Source organism: Fictibacillus nanhaiensis (genome assembly GCF_049537595.1).
GTDB lineage: Bacteria > Bacillota > Bacilli > Bacillales > Fictibacillaceae > Fictibacillus > Fictibacillus nanhaiensis_F.
In genome coordinates, this window is the sequence record NZ_JBMULM010000001.1 from 1,457,989 (window position 1) to 1,477,953 (window position 19,965).

23 protein-coding genes are annotated in these 19,965 nt (G+C 36.2%); 18 read left to right on the forward strand and 5 right to left on the reverse strand.

Annotation, left to right across the window (positions count from 1 at the left end; all coding sequences use genetic code 11):
- Nucleotides 1-56: 56 nt before the first annotated feature.
- Nucleotides 57-266, reverse strand: a complete 210-nt coding sequence (locus ACOZ9X_RS07450; RefSeq protein ID WP_423417621.1) for a hypothetical protein — start codon at nucleotides 264-266, stop codon at nucleotides 57-59.
- Nucleotides 267-437: 171 nt separating this feature from the next.
- Here ACOZ9X_RS07450 and ACOZ9X_RS07455 point away from each other — a divergent pair, with 171 nt between their 5' ends.
- Complete coding sequence (locus tag ACOZ9X_RS07455) at nucleotides 438-977, forward strand: GNAT family N-acetyltransferase (RefSeq protein WP_423417622.1); 540 nt, start codon at nucleotides 438-440, stop codon at nucleotides 975-977.
- A gap of 51 nt (nucleotides 978-1,028) precedes the next feature.
- Here the strand turns inward: ACOZ9X_RS07455 and ACOZ9X_RS07460 are convergent, their stop codons facing one another.
- Nucleotides 1,029-1,877: a mechanosensitive ion channel family protein gene (locus tag ACOZ9X_RS07460; protein ID WP_423417623.1), complete on the reverse strand. Its 849-nt coding sequence runs from the start codon at nucleotides 1,875-1,877 to the stop codon at nucleotides 1,029-1,031.
- A 239-nt stretch (nucleotides 1,878-2,116) separates the two neighbouring features.
- On the reverse strand, nucleotides 2,117-2,401 hold the full coding sequence (locus ACOZ9X_RS07465; RefSeq protein WP_423417624.1) for a hypothetical protein: 285 nt from the start codon (nucleotides 2,399-2,401) through the stop codon (nucleotides 2,117-2,119).
- Between the two features lie 323 nt (nucleotides 2,402-2,724).
- Between ACOZ9X_RS07465 and ACOZ9X_RS07470 the strand changes: the two genes are divergently transcribed.
- On the forward strand, nucleotides 2,725-3,063 hold the full coding sequence (locus ACOZ9X_RS07470; protein WP_423417625.1) for a hypothetical protein: 339 nt from the start codon (nucleotides 2,725-2,727) through the stop codon (nucleotides 3,061-3,063).
- Nucleotides 3,064-3,149: 86 nt separating this feature from the next.
- On the opposite strand, the gene ACOZ9X_RS07475 is transcribed toward ACOZ9X_RS07470, so the two are convergent.
- On the reverse strand, nucleotides 3,150-4,028 hold the full coding sequence (locus ACOZ9X_RS07475) for a M23 family metallopeptidase (protein WP_423417626.1): 879 nt from the start codon (nucleotides 4,026-4,028) through the stop codon (nucleotides 3,150-3,152).
- Nucleotides 4,029-4,151: 123 nt separating this feature from the next.
- Between ACOZ9X_RS07475 and ACOZ9X_RS07480 the strand changes: the two genes are divergently transcribed.
- The 13 genes from ACOZ9X_RS07480 to ACOZ9X_RS07540 all read left to right on the forward strand — a co-directional run bounded on the left by ACOZ9X_RS07480 (nucleotide 4,152) and on the right by ACOZ9X_RS07540 (nucleotide 17,168).
- Nucleotides 4,152-4,619 carry a DUF4188 domain-containing protein gene (locus tag ACOZ9X_RS07480; RefSeq protein WP_423417627.1) on the forward strand — a complete coding sequence of 156 codons (468 nt, stop codon included), beginning with the start codon at nucleotides 4,152-4,154 and terminating at the stop codon, nucleotides 4,617-4,619.
- A 513-nt stretch (nucleotides 4,620-5,132) separates the two neighbouring features.
- Complete coding sequence (locus tag ACOZ9X_RS07485; protein WP_423417628.1) at nucleotides 5,133-5,891, forward strand: DUF695 domain-containing protein; 759 nt, start codon at nucleotides 5,133-5,135, stop codon at nucleotides 5,889-5,891.
- A 33-nt stretch (nucleotides 5,892-5,924) separates the two neighbouring features.
- Nucleotides 5,925-6,443 carry a DUF2199 domain-containing protein gene (locus ACOZ9X_RS07490; protein WP_423417629.1) on the forward strand — a complete coding sequence of 173 codons (519 nt, stop codon included), beginning with the start codon at nucleotides 5,925-5,927 and terminating at the stop codon, nucleotides 6,441-6,443.
- A 247-nt stretch (nucleotides 6,444-6,690) separates the two neighbouring features.
- Nucleotides 6,691-7,464, forward strand: a complete 774-nt coding sequence (locus tag ACOZ9X_RS07495; protein WP_423417630.1) for a TerC family protein — start codon at nucleotides 6,691-6,693, stop codon at nucleotides 7,462-7,464.
- A gap of 709 nt (nucleotides 7,465-8,173) precedes the next feature.
- Entirely contained in the window at nucleotides 8,174-8,926 is a 753-nt protein-coding gene (locus tag ACOZ9X_RS07500; RefSeq protein WP_423417631.1) for a class I SAM-dependent methyltransferase, read from the forward strand.
- A 132-nt stretch (nucleotides 8,927-9,058) separates the two neighbouring features.
- Nucleotides 9,059-9,475, forward strand: coding sequence for a VOC family protein (locus ACOZ9X_RS07505; protein ID WP_423417632.1), 417 nt, complete (start codon nucleotides 9,059-9,061; stop codon nucleotides 9,473-9,475).
- 61 nt (nucleotides 9,476-9,536) lie between these two features.
- On the forward strand, nucleotides 9,537-11,573 hold the full coding sequence (locus ACOZ9X_RS07510; RefSeq protein ID WP_423417633.1) for a molybdopterin-dependent oxidoreductase: 2,037 nt from the start codon (nucleotides 9,537-9,539) through the stop codon (nucleotides 11,571-11,573).
- A gap of 265 nt (nucleotides 11,574-11,838) precedes the next feature.
- Nucleotides 11,839-12,690, forward strand: coding sequence for a zinc-ribbon domain-containing protein (locus tag ACOZ9X_RS07515; RefSeq protein ID WP_423418242.1), 852 nt, complete (start codon nucleotides 11,839-11,841; stop codon nucleotides 12,688-12,690).
- A gap of 156 nt (nucleotides 12,691-12,846) precedes the next feature.
- Nucleotides 12,847-13,218 (forward strand): iron chaperone, encoded by a 372-nt coding sequence (locus ACOZ9X_RS07520; protein WP_423417634.1) that lies wholly within the window; start codon nucleotides 12,847-12,849, stop codon nucleotides 13,216-13,218.
- Nucleotides 13,219-13,538: 320 nt separating this feature from the next.
- The gene (locus ACOZ9X_RS07525) at nucleotides 13,539-13,967 is read left to right on the forward strand and encodes an SRPBCC family protein (RefSeq protein WP_423417635.1); all 429 of its coding nucleotides are present in this window, start codon (nucleotides 13,539-13,541) and stop codon (nucleotides 13,965-13,967) included.
- Nucleotides 13,968-14,162: 195 nt separating this feature from the next.
- Nucleotides 14,163-14,855 (forward strand): response regulator transcription factor, encoded by a 693-nt coding sequence (locus ACOZ9X_RS07530; protein ID WP_423417636.1) that lies wholly within the window; start codon nucleotides 14,163-14,165, stop codon nucleotides 14,853-14,855.
- Nucleotides 14,833-17,034 (forward strand): histidine kinase dimerization/phospho-acceptor domain-containing protein, encoded by a 2,202-nt coding sequence (locus ACOZ9X_RS07535; protein WP_423417637.1) that lies wholly within the window; start codon nucleotides 14,833-14,835, stop codon nucleotides 17,032-17,034. The genes ACOZ9X_RS07530 and ACOZ9X_RS07535 overlap by 23 nt, the downstream gene beginning before the upstream one ends.
- Entirely contained in the window at nucleotides 17,031-17,168 is a 138-nt protein-coding gene (locus ACOZ9X_RS07540; protein WP_423417638.1) for a hypothetical protein, read from the forward strand. Before ACOZ9X_RS07535 ends, ACOZ9X_RS07540 begins: the two co-directional genes overlap by 4 nt.
- 207 nt (nucleotides 17,169-17,375) lie before the next feature.
- Here ACOZ9X_RS07540 and ACOZ9X_RS07545 read toward each other — a convergent pair whose 3' ends face one another.
- Nucleotides 17,376-18,557, reverse strand: coding sequence for an FtsW/RodA/SpoVE family cell cycle protein (locus tag ACOZ9X_RS07545; protein WP_423417639.1), 1,182 nt, complete (start codon nucleotides 18,555-18,557; stop codon nucleotides 17,376-17,378).
- A 153-nt stretch (nucleotides 18,558-18,710) separates the two neighbouring features.
- Here ACOZ9X_RS07545 and ACOZ9X_RS07550 point away from each other — a divergent pair, with 153 nt between their 5' ends.
- The 3 genes from ACOZ9X_RS07550 to ACOZ9X_RS07560 are packed head-to-tail and all read left to right on the forward strand — an operon-like array spanning nucleotide 18,711 to nucleotide 19,953.
- Nucleotides 18,711-19,298 carry a TetR/AcrR family transcriptional regulator gene (locus tag ACOZ9X_RS07550; RefSeq protein ID WP_423417640.1) on the forward strand — a complete coding sequence of 196 codons (588 nt, stop codon included), beginning with the start codon at nucleotides 18,711-18,713 and terminating at the stop codon, nucleotides 19,296-19,298.
- Nucleotides 19,298-19,639: a DMT family transporter gene (locus ACOZ9X_RS07555; RefSeq protein WP_423417641.1), complete on the forward strand. Its 342-nt coding sequence runs from the start codon at nucleotides 19,298-19,300 to the stop codon at nucleotides 19,637-19,639. The genes ACOZ9X_RS07550 and ACOZ9X_RS07555 overlap by 1 nt, the downstream gene beginning before the upstream one ends.
- Entirely contained in the window at nucleotides 19,639-19,953 is a 315-nt protein-coding gene (locus ACOZ9X_RS07560) for a DMT family transporter (protein WP_423417642.1), read from the forward strand. Before ACOZ9X_RS07555 ends, ACOZ9X_RS07560 begins: the two co-directional genes overlap by 1 nt.
- Nucleotides 19,954-19,965 lie beyond the last annotated feature (12 nt).

The following is a 19,965-nucleotide window of genomic DNA, read 5'->3' on the forward strand; positions in this document are numbered from 1 at the left end:
GTAAAATGATCTAGACAAGTCACTATTTTAAAAAAATATAAGGAAAAACCCTACGTTTAAACATCCCAAAAATCACTTAGTTTTGCGGTGTCCTCTTTCTTTTTTACGATGCTTAATACGATTCTCATTGTTGTTCCATCAGGTTTGTATAAAGGATCATCTAACAGTTTCTGTACTTTGTAGGAAGGAAACTTACTAACTTCTTGTAGCCATTGTAAATCTATATTGTGTTTTTGAATCCACGTATTTAATTTTGTGGTCATCATTTTATCTCCCATAGAATCGTTCTGTTAATAATATACCATTCCTTTAATTAAACTTCTACATATTTTGTACATATGTTGAACAATATTTATTTAACTTTGTTTAAGGAGGTTTTAAACTTATTGAGTTGAATTTCAAATAAGGTATTTATCGAGTATGGAGGACAATAAACGATGAAGAATATTTATATCAAACTTCTAAACATAAGTGATCTGCAAGCCCTATTTGATATTGAAACAAGAAACAAGTCGTTTTTTCAGCAATATGCACCTGATAGAGATTCGGATTTTTATACTTTAGATGGTCAAGCAAGAAGATTGAAAGAGATAGAAGAGCGCAAAGAAAAAGGGTTAGGATACTCTTTTGGTATTTATCTTCATGACACACATGAATTAATCGGCCAGATTGGTCTGTTCAAGATTGAAAGAGGACCTGCACAAAAAGGGATGGTTGGTTATTCTCTGGATAAAGACTATAACGGCAAAGGATACATGACAGAAGCTCTTCCACTTATTATAGAGTTTGCATTCAATGAGCTAAAACTTCATCGAATCGAAGCAGAAGTAATGCCTCATAATATAAAATCTATCCAATTATTAATAAAAGCTGGATTTCATAAAGAAGGAATTTCAAAGAAAAATGTGAAAATCAATGGCAGGTGGGAAGATCACCAGGTTCTTGCCATTCTTAATGAAGAGGATATAGAAATTTAAAATATAAGAAGAGCAGGCTGTAATGGTCGTTCGTTATAGCCTGCATACTTCTTAATGAGATGGTTGAGAATCGTTATGTTTATTCATTTCAATTTCACCGTTTTCTGCCATCATTAACTTGTTTACATATGCTGCGTGTGCTAGTTCATATCTTAATCGTTTACTTGCATCCACAAAATGAGCTTCTTTTACGATCCCTGAGAGAGAATACCGGTGTCCTTTATAATCGACGTTTAATTCAGTAATCTGATTAAATGTAAAGCTTTCCACAGGCTTACCGTCTAAATCTGTTAAGAGGTACTCCCTATATTTTTCGTTGCACGTTCTCGCCACTTCCTCCATAACCTTAAACGCCTCGTCGGGGTTTTGTCTGTAGTTAAGTATAAGACTTTCGTTCACCCGCCGCATCCCACGGTTTCCGTTTTGAAGCTCGTTGATACTTCCATAAGAAACAGTGTATAGATAACCGTCGTATTGACGAATCTTCAGGTGACGCACACTTATTTCCTCAATTTTCCCCTGTTTGTTACCGTTGATAATGACATAATCACCTAGATTGATCTGCCGTTCAAACAAGTAGGCTAGTCCCATAATATAATCTCTAATGATATGTTGGAAGATCAATGCGAGCGCACCGGCTACAACAACTGAACCTGTAACAAGTCTCGTTAGATTGAAGAAATGGCTTAATACGTAAATGAAGAAGAACACCAGTCCAAGAACCTTGAGAACTTGATCTGTAAAATGCATCAACGTTTCTTCACGGTTTTCATCTAGAAAACTTGTTTTATCAAAGAAAAGCTGAACAGATTTTCTGATGAAATACGCGGTCACTACGATTAATAAAGCTACGATTAAAATTTTTACGGGTAATTTGTTAATCAACTCTATGTTAAACATTCTTTCAACTCCCACTCTTACTATACCAATAGAATGCGGAAAATAAGTAAAATTATTTTCTAAATTCCAATGGATTTTAAAAGATAATAGGAGAGTCATTCTAGAAATTATGAAATTCAATTTTTTATTAGATAATTTGTGAGTATAGTGGTTTGTGTAAATAGGTGTATACAAAAAACGCTTCAATAGAAGAAACCTTTGTATCTTAATCTAATTCTATTCTGTTAAACAATTTATTTTTAAGCGGGCGTTAAAATAAATTGTTCGGTTTCTTGAATCGCGATTAATTGATAGATATGGCTTTTCAATTCTTGTCTGATTTCAATTGGAATAGTTAGTCTCCCTTTTACGCCTATAATGGGAGTAAATTGTCTTACGCGCATCTTATCAATGATAATTATTCCATCTTTAACATCAACGCCTACTTTTTCTCCAACCTGAAATTGAAACTCTTCTCGCCATACAACAGGGATGTGAAAATATCCTTTCTTGTTGTCATAAAATTTATTTAGTACAACTGACATCGTGTCACCCCTATAAAAATTCCAAAATATGTATACTTATACTAATTTGTTCATTTTTATAAATTTTACCATAAAATCTCTGAATGGTTCAGTAATTATTTGATTAGTTAAAAAAATATGTCGTTTTAATATTTTAAGCATTTTAATGATCTTATGATTTTGTTATTTGCATTTACTTTTACTGAACATAAGAATTGCTTTCAAAGACTTCTTCAATGTTCTTGATATGATTGAAGGAAAGATATATCTGTACAATGTACATTTTAAAAGCTAAAAGCATAAATATAAGAGGTCAATACCTTTCTACCCTTGGAGTGAATATTATGAATAAGAAACGTAATCCTTTTGTGTTTCCTGCCGATCTACCTTCAGATAACAATGGAAATGGCAATAACAACAGCTCAGATACGTTTCAATATAACCCAGCTAATAATGCAGGAACCGTATTAGGTATAATTGGAGGAGTTATTACTACTGTAGGTGATGCAGTGGCGACAATTGGAGCAATTATACAGCTGAATACAGATGTGGCAAGTGATTTTAAGTCACAAGTAGATGATTTTCAGTCAGATCAAGAAAAAGAAAAAATGCAAAAAGAAATCGATGATCTTCAAAACAAAGTGGCAAGCTTAGAGAAATTGATTAGGAGTAAGCTGAGCTAATTCTCTTTCTCTTACATAGTTGTATCAAAAAGATGGATGAGTAAATGTCATCCATCTAGTACATGAGGTTATTCATTGGGAAGTGGTTAGTTTGTTGATTTGACTAAATCACCTTGTATTGGTTCATGATCATCATGAAAACGAATACGTATAGATTTTGCGTTGTGGTGGTTGGGTGAATCCATGACTTGAAAATGAATATGTGGCTCAGTAGAATTTCCGGAATTTCCACATAATCCTATTAACTGACCTTGTTTGATTGTTTGGCCTGGCTCTACAACAATTGAGTTTTGCTTGAAGTGAGCAATGAGGCTATACTCGTCGTTTGCATGTTGAATGGTTACATAGTTACCTTCTGGATTAGAAACATTTGTTGACCCCAGTTCGTTATCCACGATAGAGTTTACAACTTTTACGACTTTCCCATCACATGGAGCTACTACTTCTTTATTAAACGCGTAAAAATCATCATTTAATGTTGGAGTATCTTTGAAAGATTGTCCACCTTTTACAATTACAAGATCGTAGGCGTATCGCTGCTCTTCGATCTCATAGTGATAATTGATGAATTGATTTGCACCTCCCCAAAATACAAACCATTCATCTTGTATTGGCATCATATAAGTATTCTTTGAAAACTGATTGTCTGTTTCAGGATAGGTTTCATATGGCGCAAGTAAGAGGCTATGTATAACATCGTCAGGATCGAAAGTGACACTAATCGCTTTGATTTTTTCGTTATCTATCCATAAAAAGTGTCTTAAATGATCTGTAAGCCGTGTTTCCGATACCAACGAATAATGTTGAACGCCAGAATTAAAGGAGGAAGATAACTCCATAAATTGTCCAATCTTAATCATCTCTTTAAAATTATTCGCCGTTTGATTATAGATTGCTTGAAAGTCACCTTTTAAAAATCTAGCACCAAACGTTTCCCCTGTTAAACACTGTTGCAAGTTGTTCACGAAACCATCCTCTCGTTAATAAAAGGTTTAGTTTTTACACATTTATTTTACCATCAAATACCAATTAATGTTAATTTAGAGAAGGATCTACAAAAAATTTCAACTCGTAAAGGAGAGGGATATTTGAAGAATATTCATAAGGGAAGATATGTGGCAGCGGTGGAAGAAGACTTTGTTGTTTTTGTCATTGGAATGCGAGTGAATAAGCTGCTTTCATTTTCTAAGTGGATACCTGTATTTAAAGCCATGGGTCCAATGATAAGAGAACTTTATCAAAACCATGAGATCGGTTTTTTACATACAGAATTTCTTTTTAGTTGGAGAAGAATAACACTTATTCAATATTGGAAAAGCTTTGATCAACTTGAAGCATATGCACACGGTAGAACTCACTTAGTAGCTTGGAAAGCATTCAACAAGAATATAGGTGACGATGGAAGTGTTGGTATCTTTCACGAAAGCTACAAAATTGAAAAACGGAGTGCAGAAGCCATTTATAACAATATGCCAAGAATGGGACTTGGAAAAGCTTATTCGTTAGCCTCCGTAACGAAACAAGCTCAAACTGCTAGAGAAAGAATGAACGGTTAATAATAGATGAAAATATCAGATGATAGATCCTTTTTTCTTTTTCTAATAAGCACTTAAAACTGACGTAACGTCATTCAGTATACTGAACATGATTAAGATGTACTGGAATATATTAACGCTGCGTATGAAGTGTTTATAACAAAAAGTTAGTGGGTTTTCTTTCCTGTTAGAGCTTCAATTGTGCTTGATAGTGCATCTACCGTTTTATAAAATCAAACGATATGCTGAATCATCTATATAATAGGAACGTTTTTGTTTATTGTTAGTTTCTATAATATTGCAGCGAAAATCATAGTCCTTGGATTGTCAATTTCATTTAACTTTATGAAGTAGGGACTTCTGTTCCTTACTTTGCTGCGATTGGTATTGAATCTACTTGTGAACTTTCAAGCATGAAAAGGGTTTCTATCAGGTGGTGGATTCACTCATTCGACCCTCAAATAATCAACAGGAAAATAGAACTATAGATAGAAAGATGTGCCCTTCGTATACTTAAGAAAAGGAGGAGTCTGTATGTCTGATAACTGGAATTTTTATATCGATGAACTTGATGAAAATCTTGCTTCATTCGTTGTGGATTTGGATGTAACTGAAGAAATTAATATAAGTAAATACAAATGGTTGTTTACAGTAAAACTTATTGTTAAGTCGCCTACTGAGTTAGGTTTCCCTGACGAGAGAGAAGATGAGTTAATGGGTGAGCTTGAATATGATCTGATGGAGAAGTTAAACGAGGAAGATATCATTCAAGTTGGACGATTAACTACAAACGGAACACGAGAATTTTTCTACTATGCGAAAAAAGAAAAACAGGTCAAAATCATAGATCAACTAGCACTCGCTATTTTTGATAAAAGTGGATATCAGACAGAGATATCAAATTTAGAAGAAGAGGAACCGTGGTCATTTTATTACGAGTTCTTATATCCGAATGAATATCATCTTCAACAGATGGGGAATCGTGATTTAGTAGAGTTACTAGAACAAGAAAATGATGACTTAGAACACCCCCGTGAGATTCAGCATTGGATTGAGTTTCAAACATTAAAAGATTTAAACGCGTTTGAACAAGACATTCATAAAGAAGGCTTTAAAACAGTGGAGCTAGAGGTAGAAAAGAATGAAGAAGGCACATTCAACATCACAATCTCTCGAGAAGACAGTGTAGATTACGACATGATCGATGCAGTTACATATCTGATAATTGAAACTGCACAGAAATATAATGGCGAATACGACGGGTGGGAATCTCCTGTTGTTCTTAAAAAGTAAGATCTTAAGTTATCTTAATTGAGGAGCAATCTGATGACAGATTTAGTTAGCGGATACCAATGCACATGTTGTGGAAATTATCATGATGAACTCCCCTTAAATTATGGAATTGAAGCACCAGTATATTATGAAGAGGCTACAAGTAGAGAAAGAAAGAAACATTTTGAACTTACTGATGACTTTTGTGTAATGGACGGTGAACATTTCTTCATAAGAGGTTGTATTGAAATTCCGATTATTGGATCTGATGAACTCTTTGTTTGGGGTGTATGGGTATCACTAAATAAAGAGAACTTTGAACGGACTCTAGAGCAATGGGATGATCCAAATAGTGAACAATTGAATCCGATGTTTGGGTGGTTATCTACACATCTTCCCATGTATCCAGAAACGGTAAATTTAAAAACAAATGTACATACCCGCTCACAAAATTTGCGACCTTTTATTGAGCTCGAGCCTACTGACCATCCATTATCGATTGAGCAAGCACAAGGGATTACAATGGATCGCGTTAAAGAAATTGCTCAATTTTTTTGTGAACCTACAAAATAAGTCTATAGAGAAGTTTTTTTGTGCTATGACCCAAGAGCAAAAAACAAGATAAACCCTTTAAATATCTAACTTTGTTAAGTTTAAAATGATGTTAAATAAGGTAAAAATCTAAAAAATAATATATAATCTTGTAAGTATAGAGTCGTTCATTATAGTGCAAGTAATTACTTGAAGAGTATCTTGCGACTAAAATGGTCATTCTATGGATATTACATATTATTTGTATGATTTGAAAGGAGATTCATGGATGGATTCAATTTGGTTAGAGTACGGTTGGGCATTATTAATTCTAATTGGTCTTGAAGGTTTGTTATCTGCTGACAATGCCCTTGTACTAGCGGTTATCGCAAAACATTTACCTGAGGATGAGAAGAAACGTGCGATCAGTTATGGGATTCTTATGGCGTTCGTTTTCCGATTTGGTGCACTTTTCGCCATTTCGTTTATCGCGAACGTTTGGCAGATACAGGCGATCGGAGCAGCTTATCTTTTATACCTAGGATTGAAGCATGTTATTCAAGCTAAGTTCGGTAAAGAGAATGAGAAGATTCAAGAAGATGTTGAAGAAGAAGCAAAAGGAAAGGGTTTCTGGCCAACAGTTGGTAAGATCGCTATCGCTGACTTGGCGTTCGCCATCGATTCAATTCTAGCTGCTGTTGCTCTTGCTCTAGGTCTTCCAGATTCACCACTTGGTGATTTTGGAGGTATGGACGGTGGACAATTCATCGTTGTTGTTCTTGGAGGGATTGCGGGTCTGATCTTAATTAAGTATGCAGCAACTTGGTTTGTTCAGTTGTTAGATCAACGACCTGCTTTAGAAACAACAGCTTATGCAATCGTCGCGTGGGTAGGTGTGAAGCTTGCGGTTATTACACTTGCTCATAATGATATTGGCGTATTAGATCACGATTTTCCACATAGTACGGTTTGGACAATCATTTTCTATGGTGTGTTAGTGGGTATTGCGTTAATTGGTTGGTTTGCACCGGCTAAATCGAAGAAAAATGAAACATCTTTATAAACATAAACAAAATGGAGTCAGCAGAGAATGATCTGCTGACTTTTTTGTTTTCCAGCGAATATTGTTTTTTGTTGCTTTGTTCATTTATTTACATAGAAGGTTTTTTTTCATTTTTTAAATTGGTATACAAATGATATACAGTAAGTATGAAACTAATAACTAATCCAAATCCAAGTCCGAGAAACCCCTGCATCCTTACCCATCCAATTGTAAAAGACATGAAAATCCAAAGGTACCAAAAGCCCCCCAATAGAATGAAAATAGGTCCAGCGAATACTTGCAATCTTTTGTGTAATTTGAAAAACAAAAAGGATGCACTAATCATGAGAAATGTGAAAATGGGTTGAAAATGTAGTTCAAATCGAGATTGTGCATCTTCCGGTGTCTCATACGGTTGATTTAAATCTATAAACGTAAAAGCAATGGTTATGAGTGATAGGATTGCATAGCTCCATATAGCTCCTCTATTAACTGAATGCATGTAAAAACTCCACTTAAACTTACTCTTAATTTCTAATCGCAATTCCATTATATGTTAAATTATACAATAGAAGTTAGAAAAAGTTACTTTTAATAAATTCTTATATTCACATTGATTCTTAAGAGTCAAGAAGGATTAACGTGATTGAATATGGAAATATGGCTCTTACTCAAAATTATTTATTGTCTGCTAACTGTGAAAAATATGGTCATAAGGACGTGAAGCTTTTTGGAAGCAATTGAAATTTTAAAAATAAATAAACAAAGGTGGGAGGTATCAGCCGAACGCTTTTTTGGTAGAACGGCTCTTCCTGAATACGGACCGTTCTCATTATGTGAAGAGCAACTAAAATTATTTGGCTCAATAAAAGGGAATAAGGTGTTGGATATAGGGTGTGGTAGTGGTCATTCTTTGCACTATATGGGCAGAGAAGGTGCTAAAGAATTATGGGGGTTAGATCTGTGCACGAAGCAGATTGAGACAGCGAGAAACGTTTTACACGATCAACTAGTAGAGGTTACATTAATTGAATCTCCTATGGAGGAGAACCCGGGATTACCATCCAGTTATTTCGATATAGTTTATTCGATCTATGCTTTAGGTTGGACAACAAATTTAAATCTTACGTTCACGAATATATATAGTTATCTCAAACCAGGCGGCGTTTTTATTTTCAGCTGGGAACATCCTCTTCATGATCGTTTGAAATACGAACAAGAACAGTCTAGGTTCATATTTAACAAATCTTATGTGACTGAAGGCCCGGAATATAATGAAGGTTGGCAGAATTTAGCCGTCATTCATCATAGAAAATTAAGCACTTACATAAATGCTTTAGTCGAAGCAGGTTTTATGATAGAAAAAGTAATAGATGATGTTTGCTTACCTGAAGAGCATTCTGAGAATCCTTCGAGATGGTACTCTACTCAAAAAGCAAACCTTGTTCCAGCCACATTTATTATAAAAGCTTCAAAAAAGTAAAAATCGTTAAAAGGAGTTCACTAGTTACTAGATGGAAACCTCTAACTTCAACTAACGTGTCGATAAAGAGGTTTATCTTAAAGTTGCCTTATACTTATGATTACTAAAGAAGGAAAAAGGGGAGATGAGACTATGAAACCACGAGTTACGGTCATTACATTAGGAGTTGAAGACTTAGAGAGATCGTTGCGGTTTTATCGGGATGGTTTAGGTTTTCCGACTAAAGGAATTATAGGTAAAGAGTTTGAGCATGGAGCTGTTGCTTTTTTTAATTTGCAGCAGGGATTGAAACTTGCTATTTGGAACCGCAACGATTTGGCACATGAGGCTAAGGTTTCTGGTGGAACACCGAATCCTACTGAATTTACTCTCGGCCATAATGTTGGAAGTAAAGCAGAAGTTGATAAGATTATGAAAGAAGCGGAACTAGCTGGAGCGTCAGTAACAGATCCAGCTCATGAAACATTTTGGGGTGGGTATTCTGGTCACTTTCAAGATCCAGATGGACACTTGTGGGAAGTCGTATGGAACCCTGATTGGGACATTTAGATTAAAAAGTAAATATTGAATAAAAACAAAATGAATTGACATCTTGGAAAGGAGAACGCAAATGACTAGTTTTGTAGATAACCCCAACGGTGTTTTTCCTGCAGTTTGTTCGTTAGACTGTCCGGATCAATGTGGATTGCTCCTCCATAAAGAAAAGGGGAAAATTATAAAAGTAGAAGGTGATCCGGATCATCCGGTCACAAAGGGTTTTATTTGTAATAAAGTTCGAAACATGACTGAACGCCTATATGATGAAAAGCGGTTAAAATATCCGATGAAGCGTATTGGAGCAAAAGGTGAAGGACATTTTGAACAAATAAGCTGGGATGAAGCGATAGATACGATTACGACTCGTTGGAAGGAATTAATTCAAAACGACGGGACAGAAAGTATTCTACCTTATAGTTTTTATGGAAATATGGGTAATCTTGCAGCTGAAGGAATGGACCGCCGTTTTTTTCATCGACTAGGAGCTTCCAAGCTTGATCGAAGCATCTGTAACTCAGCAGGTGCAGCCGGTTACAAATATACGATGGGTGGCAGCTATGGAATTGATCCTGAAGATACGATTCATTCTAAGTTGTTTATTTTCTGGGGGATTAACGCCGTTAGTACGAATATGCATCAAGTTTCACTTGCGCAACAAGCACGTAAACAAAACGGAGCGAAGATCGTCGTCATTGACGTTCATAAAAATCAGACTGCTAGATTTGCAGACTGGTTCATCCCCATCTTACCAGGAACAGATACGGCTCTTGCTTTAGGCTTGATGCATATTCTATTTGCTGAAAACATGGTGGATGACTCGTTTTTGGACCAGTACACTGTTGGACATGAAGAGTTGCGAAAACATGTTGAGCAATATGATCCGATTACGGTTTCTAGCATTACTGGAATACCTGTAGAGGATATTCTGAAACTTGCTCAGATGTATGGTCAAACGTCTCCTGCATTTCTTCGGATTGGAAACGGACCACAACATCATGATAATGGTGGTATGTTTGTGAGAACCGTATCTTGCTTACCTGCTTTAACAGGTCAATGGCTTGTAAAAGGTGGAGGAGCTATCAAAGGGAATTCGGCTTATCTTGCGTTTAACACTGCTAACTTACAACGGCCTGATCTACAGCAAAATAAGAATACACGTGTTATTAACATGAATCTTCTCGGAGAAGCGTTGCTTACTTTAAATCCTCCTATACGATCACTTTTTGTATATGGAACGAATCCTGCAGTGGTTGCTCCTGCAGGGAATAAGGTTCGAAAAGGATTAGAACGAGAGGACCTATTTACAGTGGTACATGATTTATTTTTAACAGAGACGGCTAAATATGCAGACATTGTTTTGCCGGCTACATCTTCGTTTGAAAACACAGACTTCTACACGTCGTACTGGCATCACTATATCCAGCTTCAACAGCCCGTAATCGAATCTTATGGTGAGTCCAAGTCTAATGTAGAGGTGTTCCGTCTCCTTGCTAAAGGAATGGATTTTACGGAAGACGCGTTTGATGAAACAGAAGCTGAACTTATCGATCAGTCACTTGATACTCCAACGAACCCATATATTCAAAGAATAAATTTTGACGTATTGAGTAAAAAACAATATGTAAAGGCAGAGGTGGAATTTCCAAATAAGCTTCCAACACCGAGCGGAAAAATAGAATTGTATTCTGAAAAGATGAAACAAGATGGCTATCCAGCACTGCCGACATACATCCCTTTGATTAATGATTCTGACCATCCTCTTAGATTTATTGCAGCACCCAACCATAACTTTTTGAACTCAACGTTTGCAAATCAAAGCAAACATGTTGGACTTGAAAAAGAACCTGAAATAGTTTTGAATCAGTACGATGCTGATCAAGCAGGAGTAAAAGATGGTGAAAAGGTACGTGTGTGGAATGAGCAAGGAGAATGTGTCCTTAAAGCAAGTGTGGGTGAGAATGTCCTTCGTGGTGTTGCCGTTACGCAAGGGCTTTGGAGTGCAGATCAAGACATGAAGCATCTAGTCAATTCGCTTACCCCGGATCGAATCGCAGATATGGGTGGGGGAGCGACCTTCTTTTCTGGAAGTGTTAGTATAGAAAAATATTGATAAATGTATAACATTCACAGAACTCTTCTTTTTCTTCACGAAGGAGAGTTTTTTTATTTATAAATAAAAATTGTAGACTTTAAAACTCTAAAGTTGGGAAAAACACAATATGACCCCTATATTTATAGGGTCTTTTTAACTATCATTTTCCCAAGTTCATAAGTTAGAATGATAGGTATAATTAACTATGAAAAGGTCTTTTTCATAGTCCTTTTTTATTATGAGTGTCCGATTGGAAGAGAAAGGGTTGAAGTAGTTGAAGCAGATGTTATTACCGAATAAGCTATTATCACAATGGCATCCTACAAAGAATCAGGGTATCGAATCGAGTCAAATAAGTTTTGGCAGTTATGAATACATATGGTGGGTCTGTTCAAAAGGACATGAATGGGGAGCGACCATTCGTGAAAGATACAGAAAAAACTTGGAATGCTCGGATTGTGTTAGAGAAGATAGAGCGTTAAAACGATCGTATCAGTTCGAAGGAGTTAAGAGTGAAACGTTAGCGGAAGCAGATCCTGAACTAAGCCAACAATGGCATCCGTCTCGAAACAATAATCTAATTGTTACGGATGTTGACAGCAAGGAAGATTGGCCGCGAAGATGGTGGATGTGTAAACGAGGACATGAGTGGGAAGAATCAGTGATTAATCGAGTACATAACCCAAAAAGTGTATGTGTATATTGCTCCGACAAAAAAGCATACGAAAAGAACTGTTTGGCTACAATTCATCCTGAGTTAGTAACTGAATGGTCTACTGTTAATAATGAAAAAAGTCCACATGATGTGGTTTACAACTCTAATGAAGAAGTGGCATGGGTGTGTGAAAAAGGACATGTATGGCGGGAAAGAATTCGAAAAAGGATTAAGAACAAGTCTCGTTGTCCCGAGTGTATAAAATTTGAGCAATCCCTGTTTAGTATGTATCCAGAAATTGCAGCAGAATGGCATCCCGATCGCAATGGTACATTGTTTGGGATTCATAAAACACCTAAAGATGTCTCTGTTACGTCCTACAATAATGTTTGGTGGCTGTGTAAAAAATGTGGAGAAGAATATACCGCTAGGGTGAAGGATCGTGTGAAGGGAGTAGGATGCATTTCTTGTTCTTCTTAAAATTATCTAACATTAGTTACTAACGATAGAAGATAGGAGAAACAAAACATCATGTTTCACTTAAGTGCAATAGAGTGTTTTACTAGAATGGAATCTTCATATAAACTGATAAGTAATGAGACTCTGTAAATTTTATCAATGATAAGGAGATACAATATGGAAATCTTTTCGCAATACCTAGCGGGCATTGATAATCCTAATCATAGGCATCGAATGGAGGAAGTTTTGGAATGGATCGCACAAAAATTTCCTAATCTAGAACCGCAATTCAAGTGGAACACACCGATGTATACCGATCATGGCACATTTATCATCGGTATTTCAATGGCTAAGCAACACATGAGCATTGCTCCTGAAGAAATAGCAATGGTACGATTTGCCGATAGTATTGAAGAGTCTGGTTATAGCTCAACGAAAGGCTTGTTCCGTATTCGTTGGAAAGATGAAGTGAATTATGAGCTGCTTGAGAATATAATTGAATTTAATATAAGGGACAAAGCAGACTACACGAAATTCTGGCGTGAGTAACGAACGAAAGCATGATGTAAAAGTCATGCTTTTTTTATATGACGGGAAGCTTCAACAGGAGGAAGTATTTCTGAGCAACCAAACGCAAATTCATAGTTTTCTTGAAGCTTCAATTAAAAGTTAAATCAAGTAAGAAGATTATCTTTTACAGATTAAGAACCTAGCAAATGCAAAGTATCAAGAAGCTAAGAAAGCCATTCAATAAGGAAGTATTTTTGCATTGATGCATTTCGTGAAGAAGGAAAATGCATCTTTTTTGTTGAATTAAAGCTGTGCAAAAAGTAATTAAATAAGTGATCAACGGAAAGGTGGTTTATTTTATGGAAACAAGTAATAAAGTAATCATCACGGTGGAAACAACCGTGAACAAACCAGTTGCAGAAGTTTGGAAATATTGGACGGAACCACAGCATATTACAGGTTGGAGCTTTGCTTCTGACGAGTGGCACGCACCAAAAGCGGAAAACGATTTGAGAGATGGCGGAAGGTTTCTTACCAGAATGGAAGCAAAAGATGGCAGCTTTGGATTTGATTTTAGCGGGAAGTATGATGAAGTCAAAACAAATGAATATATTGCTTATACGCTAGATGATGGAAGAAAAGTTACGATTACTTTTGTCGGTTTAGAAAATGTAACGAGAGTCGTTGAAACATTTGAAGCCGAAGCGTCGAATCCGGTTGAAATGCAAGAAGCGGGATGGCAAGCGTTCATGGACAATTTTAAAAGATATAGTGAATCTCAAAAGTAATAGAGCTTCAAGAAAGAGTGCATTTCTTTAAATAGAAATGCGCTTTTTTGTTTGTCTATAACTTCAGCTATAAATTATTTGCGAAACTTAAGAAAGTCTTAAGATTTTTGCTAACTAAATATAAAGGATTGCTGTGTAGAATGAAGATAATTTCAAATATATGCCATGCTATAATGCAGAAGGGAGTGTGAGAATATGAATGATTTTAACGTGCTAGTTGTAGATGATGAAAAAGAAATTCGCGATGCAATAGAGATATATCTGAAAAATGAAGGAATCACGGTTGTTCAAGCTGGAGATGGCATTGAAGCGATAGAGAAATTAGATGAACACCCAATCCATCTTATTGTCATGGATATTATGATGCCAAAGTTAGATGGCATCTCGACTACCTTTAAAATTCGAGAACAAAAAAACATACCGATTATTATCTTAAGTGCGAAGAGTGAAGATACAGATAAAGTTCTAGGACTGCAGATCGGTGCGGATGATTATGTGACAAAGCCGTTCAATCCTTTGGAGTTAATTGCACGAGTTAAATCGCAGCTAAGGCGTTACGTGACTCTTGGTACATATGAGGGGAAGACAAATCTAATTAATCTGAACGGTCTGACACTCGATAAGGAAGCAAAGGAAGTCGCCATAAACGGGGACTCAGTAAAATTAACTCCTATCGAATACAAGATTGTGGAGTTGCTCATGTCTTACCCTGGAAGAGTTTTTTCCATAAATGATATTTATGAGCGGGTTTGGAAAGAACCAAGTTACAATGCTGAAAACACAGTGGCCGTTCATATACGAAAGATTAGAGAAAAGATTGAGATCGATCCGAAAAATCCTAGATATTTAAAGGTGGTATGGGGAATTGGATACAAAATGGAAAAATAGAAGCAAGTGGGTTATTTGGATCATGTTGTTGACCTTTGGGTTAAGTGGAATAATTTCGATCCTAGAGAATGGTCATTGGTATTTTAAAAAGGATTATTTTCATACAGAGGAATTTAACTCAGAGTTTGAGGGATTTATCAACTATATTAATACTTCTGAAATTAACTATTTATCTAAAGATGAACTTAAAAATAATATTAAAGTCTCAAAAGAAGAAATTGAAGAGCATCGTATGCGCTATGGGAGTTTGTCAGAGCAAATAGCAGATATCAAAAGCCAGTATGAATACCAGATTGATGAAGCAAAGGCTGCTAAGAACGACGATGTTGTTAAGCTTTATGAAGAAAAAAGAGATGCAAAAGTTAAAGATATTATGGAGAACTTTAAAAGTGACGAGCATATTAAAGCTAAGATCGTGAAGGAAAAGGAAAAAGAAGTAGAGTCACTTGTTAAAGAAAGACAAAGTTATATTTCTGATTATGATCCTAACCTTTTGGGTTTTAACTACTATTTGGTGGATATGAACTCAAAAGAGGTATATACAAATCTTTCTTCAGCAGAAGGTCCTGAAGATCTTAAGGATAAAACTAATTTGTTCACTAGAGAGTATTCTTCATCATCTGAAAACGGCAACTTGGGAATTAATGAGATAGATATCTTTTCTAATTACTCTTATAATGAATATTTTACAGAAACGTCAAAAACACTTCAGGGTATAATTACTCTTCCTGAACAAGGAAGTTGGTTACAAAAACAAGTAGATGATTTTGAGAAGAGACAAACGGTGTTCTACATTATTTCGATTTGCAGTATTGTAATTCTATTCATTGTGTTTTTATGGGGCAGAAGACTTCATCCACTTCAGATGATCTCTTCATCTGACAAAGTAAAGATCTATCGTAGGGTGCCTATTGATATTCGGTTAGGATTCTTATTGGTCAGTTTGTTTTTTGCAATCATGGCAATTGTTATGAACGCACAAAACTACGATAATTTGGTATTCTCATTCATGTATAGTGACGGTCTATTCGAATTTCTGATCACAGTGCTTGTGGTGAGTATCACTCTTATCCAAACCACTTGGATCTACAGTGATGTTAGAAATAGACAGCTATATCGAGATGCGTTTATCTCTAAGTCAGCCCAATGGTTTTACCGCTTAGTTTCTGATGCATTCTACAATAGAAGTGTTGGGATACAAATCATGCTTCTTCTTATTGTTATTTTCTTGTCAGGTTTCGGTGCTGCAGTCGTATTCTTTCATCCCATGGCTTTCGTCGTTTATTTTATTCTGTTTTTATTTTTTACTGTACCCGTACTGATTTACCTTTTTAAAAGAATCGGATACTTTAATAGAATTATCCAGCATACGAATGAGCTAGCAGCGGGACAAATGGAACAAGATCTTCCTCACAAGGGTAAATCAGCACTAGCCATGTTAGCAGGAAACCTGAACGTATTAAAGCATGGTGTAAAAACGTCTAAGCGTGCTGAAGCAAAAAGTGAGAGGCTTAAAACGGAGCTGATCACCAATGTCAGTCATGATTTACGAACTCCTTTGACATCGATCATTACGTATACGGAACTATTAAAGTCACAAGAGATAACAAAAGAGGATCAGAATGCTTATTTAGAAATTATAGATCGCAAGTCGAAGCGTCTAAAAGTTCTGATTGATGATCTGTTCGAAGTATCTAAGATGGCAAGCGGAAATCTGGAGCTGATTAAAGATAAAGTCGATATCGTCCAGTTGCTTCAGCAAGCTATGGCTGAATACAACGAAACCATTAAAGAATCATCACTATCTTTCAGGCTAGCAACGCCAAATGTTCCGGTCCTTGCTCATGTGGACGGACAAAAGATGTGGCGCGTTTTTGATAACTTAATCGGCAATGCATTAAAGTATTCTATGGAGAATACTAGAGTATATGTGTCCGTAACAGAAGAAAATCGAAAGGTCATCGTTTCTTTTAAAAATGTCTCGAAGTATGAACTAGGCGGAAACTTTGAAGAGCTATTTGAACGGTTTAAACGCGGAGACACATCACGTCATACTGATGGTTCAGGCCTTGGTCTCGCCATTGCAAAATCTATCGTAGATCTTCATGAAGGCACAATGGACATCGATGTTGATGGAGATCTATTTAAAGCGACGATTGAATTGGAAGCAGTAATATGATGAAGATGAACAAAAAATTCATACTTGGTGTGACGATTGTATTGTTTAGTATTTTCGGATTTGCCGATAACGCGGGTAGTCCTAAAGTGAAAGAATCAGCTAAAGTTACTGAGATCCTTCAAACAACTGAATAATTAGTGTTAGTTAGCACTTCTTCTAATGGGAGGGGTGCTTTTTATTTTGTTTGCACATTGTAGTGGGTGTATGAACAAGATTGGACAGATTATGATCCCAAATGGACAGAATAGCTGAAAACAACATTAGAAAAATCGATTGAAAACAAACAACGGCCAGATATTATCCGGTCGTTGTCCAAATTATTACCTGCACCTGCACCGTATTTACTGATCAATCTCAAACATATAACGATTCGTCTGCACACTGACTCCGAGTACGATTCCCATTAACATCATATTAGACAAAAGAGAGCTTCCTCCATAGCTTAAGAACGGAAGTGTGACCCCTGTTACCGGTAACAATCCAATATTCATGCCAACATTCTGAAAGATCTGGAACGAAAGAAGTCCGATAATTCCTGAACACATATATCCGCCGAATGAATAGTTTGATTTCACACCTAGTATCACGATTTTATAGATTAATAAGAAGAATAGACTTACGACGATGGATGTACCGAGAAAACCTGTGTCTTCACCAATAATGGAAAAGATAAAATCAGTGTGAGCTTCAGGTACATACATGATTCCTTCCATCCACCCCTTACCAGAATACCAACCTGAACCGATCGCAGTAATAGCTTGTTTCGTTTGATAACCTTGGTCTGTGTATTCAAACGGATTTAACCAGCCGTTTATCCTACTTCGTTGGTGAGGAAGAAGTAAGACGAGCAGTTTCGTCTGAAAAAAGTTATTAAATTTAAAATAGATGACAATTAATGCCGTCAAGACGATAGATGGCAATGAGATAACGGCTAAAATGATCTTCCAGCTTACACCCGATATGAATATGATGGACAGAATAATGGAAAGGTAGAGCATGATCATTCCTGAATCTGGCTGGATGGCGACAAAGATTACAGGCGCTAAGCAAGCTAGTCCCATTTTGTAGATTAGATATAAATCTGATCGTATCGTTCGCTGAATATATTGGTAATTGTGTGATTCAACAATATTACTCAGAACTAAGATCAAAGCGATCTTCATGAATTCTGATGGTTGAAAAGAACCAAGGAAAGGCAATTGATACCACGCTTTTGAGCCGTTGATCGGTTTTGCAATACTTTCTGGGGCGAAAATTAACATCACAATAAAGAATAGAACAATGCCATAAAAATACCATGACATTCTTTTAAGCTGCTCAAAATCTAAGCGCGCTATGGCTAGCATTAAAATTGTACTCAAGGTGTACCAGAATATTTGTTTAGGAACAAAATTATCGTTGTATTGACCAGATTGTTGGCCGCTGTATATGAACATCAAGCTAATTATTGACAATAAGAAGAGTATAAATAGAATTCCATAATCTAATTTATCTATAAATGATTTACTATTTGGAGTCTCCATGTAACGCACTTCTTCCTGTTTTCATTATTTTACCAAAAATAATAATACCACATTTTGGATGGATTGATACACGTTTATGCCATTAACGATATGTTGACTTCAAAGAATTGTGTGATATGATAACCTTACGACCGTTCGGAAGGGAGCTTAACAATGACGTATGATCAATTGAAACGAACAGCACTCATTCAGTTTGCTCAACTAGGGTTTGAGGGTGCTTCTTTGTCTGTAATCGCAAACGAAGTGGGAATTAAAAAACAATCAATCTACACTCACTTTAAGAGTAAAGATGATCTCTATATACAAACGTTTCATGAAGCAACTGACTGTGAAATCGATTTTGTAAAACACTTTATTGAAGATCAGGGTTCTCTTCAATTAAAAGAAGTTTTGTCCAAATTTTTAACGGAGTATTTAGAGCGATTTGAGAAAAACAACAATATGAAATTTTTTATGCGAACGTCTTTTTATCCGCCAGTGAAGCATGAAGAAATCATTAAAATGGGAAGCAACAAATTTGTCGATCGTTTGGAGAGCTTGTTTACAGCACTGTTCGAACAGAATTCTGAGCTGTTAAGAGCGGGTATTACACCTGAAACAGCGGCTCTTGCGTTTTTAACCATGTTAGATGGACTTCTTGTTGAGTTGATCTATGGAATTCCAGAACGTCTTCAAAAAAGGTCTTCACAGTCGTGGCTTGTTTTCTGGCGGGGTATTAGTAATGAAAGTGGTGAATTGTAATGAATCGTTCATGGGGCTATGTCCTTTTAGGTTCAGTGTTTGAAGTGTGTTGGGTGATCGGTTTAAAGCATTCTTATGATTTCTTGACTTGGACGGGAACAACGATTGCTATTATTTTTTCCTTTACACTACTCATCTTAGCAACCAAACATCTTCCTGTAGGTACAGTATACGCTGTATTCACTGGTTTAGGAGCAAGTGGAACTGTTTTGATGGAGATGCTTGTATTCGGTGAACCGTTTAAAATGCTGAAGATCATACTCATCCTCATACTTCTGGCTGGAGTGATGGGACTTAAATTAGTAACAGCAAAACCAAAATCAGAAGGAGGGGTTCAATAATGGGCTGGATCTTTCTGGTGTTTGCAGGACTTTTTGAAGTAGTGGGTGTTACAGGTATGAATCTTGTTGCAAAGAAAAGGAATGTTATCTCATTCCTCGTCTTAGTTATAGGATTCAGCAGCAGTTTTCTTTTGTTGAGTCTTGCTATGCAATCTTTGCCTATGGGGACAGCGTATGCAATTTGGACCGGAATCGGTACAGTAGGTTCTGGACTAGTTGGTATCTTATTTTACGGTGAATCAAAAAATGGACTAAGAATTCTTTTTATGACAATGGTACTCAGTGCCGCAGTTGGACTTAAACTCATTAGCTAATGAAGGATATCA

What these genes read in the sequence shown, in the direction of transcription:
- ACOZ9X_RS07450 (WP_423417621.1), bottom strand. Translation starts at nt 266, where the DNA reads ATGATGACCACAAAATTAAATACGTGGATTCAAAAACACAATATAGAT.
- ACOZ9X_RS07455 (WP_423417622.1), top strand. Translation starts at nt 438, where the DNA reads ATGAAGAATATTTATATCAAACTTCTAAACATAAGTGATCTGCAAGCC.
- ACOZ9X_RS07460 (WP_423417623.1), bottom strand. Translation starts at nt 1,877, where the DNA reads ATGTTTAACATAGAGTTGATTAACAAATTACCCGTAAAAATTTTAATC.
- ACOZ9X_RS07465 (WP_423417624.1), bottom strand. Translation starts at nt 2,401, where the DNA reads ATGTCAGTTGTACTAAATAAATTTTATGACAACAAGAAAGGATATTTT.
- ACOZ9X_RS07470 (WP_423417625.1), top strand. Translation starts at nt 2,725, where the DNA reads ATGAATAAGAAACGTAATCCTTTTGTGTTTCCTGCCGATCTACCTTCA.
- ACOZ9X_RS07485 (WP_423417628.1), top strand. Translation starts at nt 5,133, where the DNA reads ATGTCTGATAACTGGAATTTTTATATCGATGAACTTGATGAAAATCTT.
- ACOZ9X_RS07490 (WP_423417629.1), top strand. Translation starts at nt 5,925, where the DNA reads ATGACAGATTTAGTTAGCGGATACCAATGCACATGTTGTGGAAATTAT.
- ACOZ9X_RS07495 (WP_423417630.1), top strand. Translation starts at nt 6,691, where the DNA reads ATGGATTCAATTTGGTTAGAGTACGGTTGGGCATTATTAATTCTAATT.
- ACOZ9X_RS07505 (WP_423417632.1), top strand. Translation starts at nt 9,059, where the DNA reads ATGAAACCACGAGTTACGGTCATTACATTAGGAGTTGAAGACTTAGAG.
- ACOZ9X_RS07510 (WP_423417633.1), top strand. Translation starts at nt 9,537, where the DNA reads ATGACTAGTTTTGTAGATAACCCCAACGGTGTTTTTCCTGCAGTTTGT.
- ACOZ9X_RS07515 (WP_423418242.1), top strand. Translation starts at nt 11,839, where the DNA reads ATGTTATTACCGAATAAGCTATTATCACAATGGCATCCTACAAAGAAT.
- ACOZ9X_RS07520 (WP_423417634.1), top strand. Translation starts at nt 12,847, where the DNA reads ATGGAAATCTTTTCGCAATACCTAGCGGGCATTGATAATCCTAATCAT.
- ACOZ9X_RS07525 (WP_423417635.1), top strand. Translation starts at nt 13,539, where the DNA reads ATGGAAACAAGTAATAAAGTAATCATCACGGTGGAAACAACCGTGAAC.
- ACOZ9X_RS07530 (WP_423417636.1), top strand. Translation starts at nt 14,163, where the DNA reads ATGAATGATTTTAACGTGCTAGTTGTAGATGATGAAAAAGAAATTCGC.
- ACOZ9X_RS07540 (WP_423417638.1), top strand. Translation starts at nt 17,031, where the DNA reads ATGATGAAGATGAACAAAAAATTCATACTTGGTGTGACGATTGTATTG.
- ACOZ9X_RS07545 (WP_423417639.1), bottom strand. Translation starts at nt 18,557, where the DNA reads ATGGAGACTCCAAATAGTAAATCATTTATAGATAAATTAGATTATGGA.
- ACOZ9X_RS07550 (WP_423417640.1), top strand. Translation starts at nt 18,711, where the DNA reads ATGACGTATGATCAATTGAAACGAACAGCACTCATTCAGTTTGCTCAA.
- ACOZ9X_RS07555 (WP_423417641.1), top strand. Translation starts at nt 19,298, where the DNA reads ATGAATCGTTCATGGGGCTATGTCCTTTTAGGTTCAGTGTTTGAAGTG.
- ACOZ9X_RS07560 (WP_423417642.1), top strand. Translation starts at nt 19,639, where the DNA reads ATGGGCTGGATCTTTCTGGTGTTTGCAGGACTTTTTGAAGTAGTGGGT.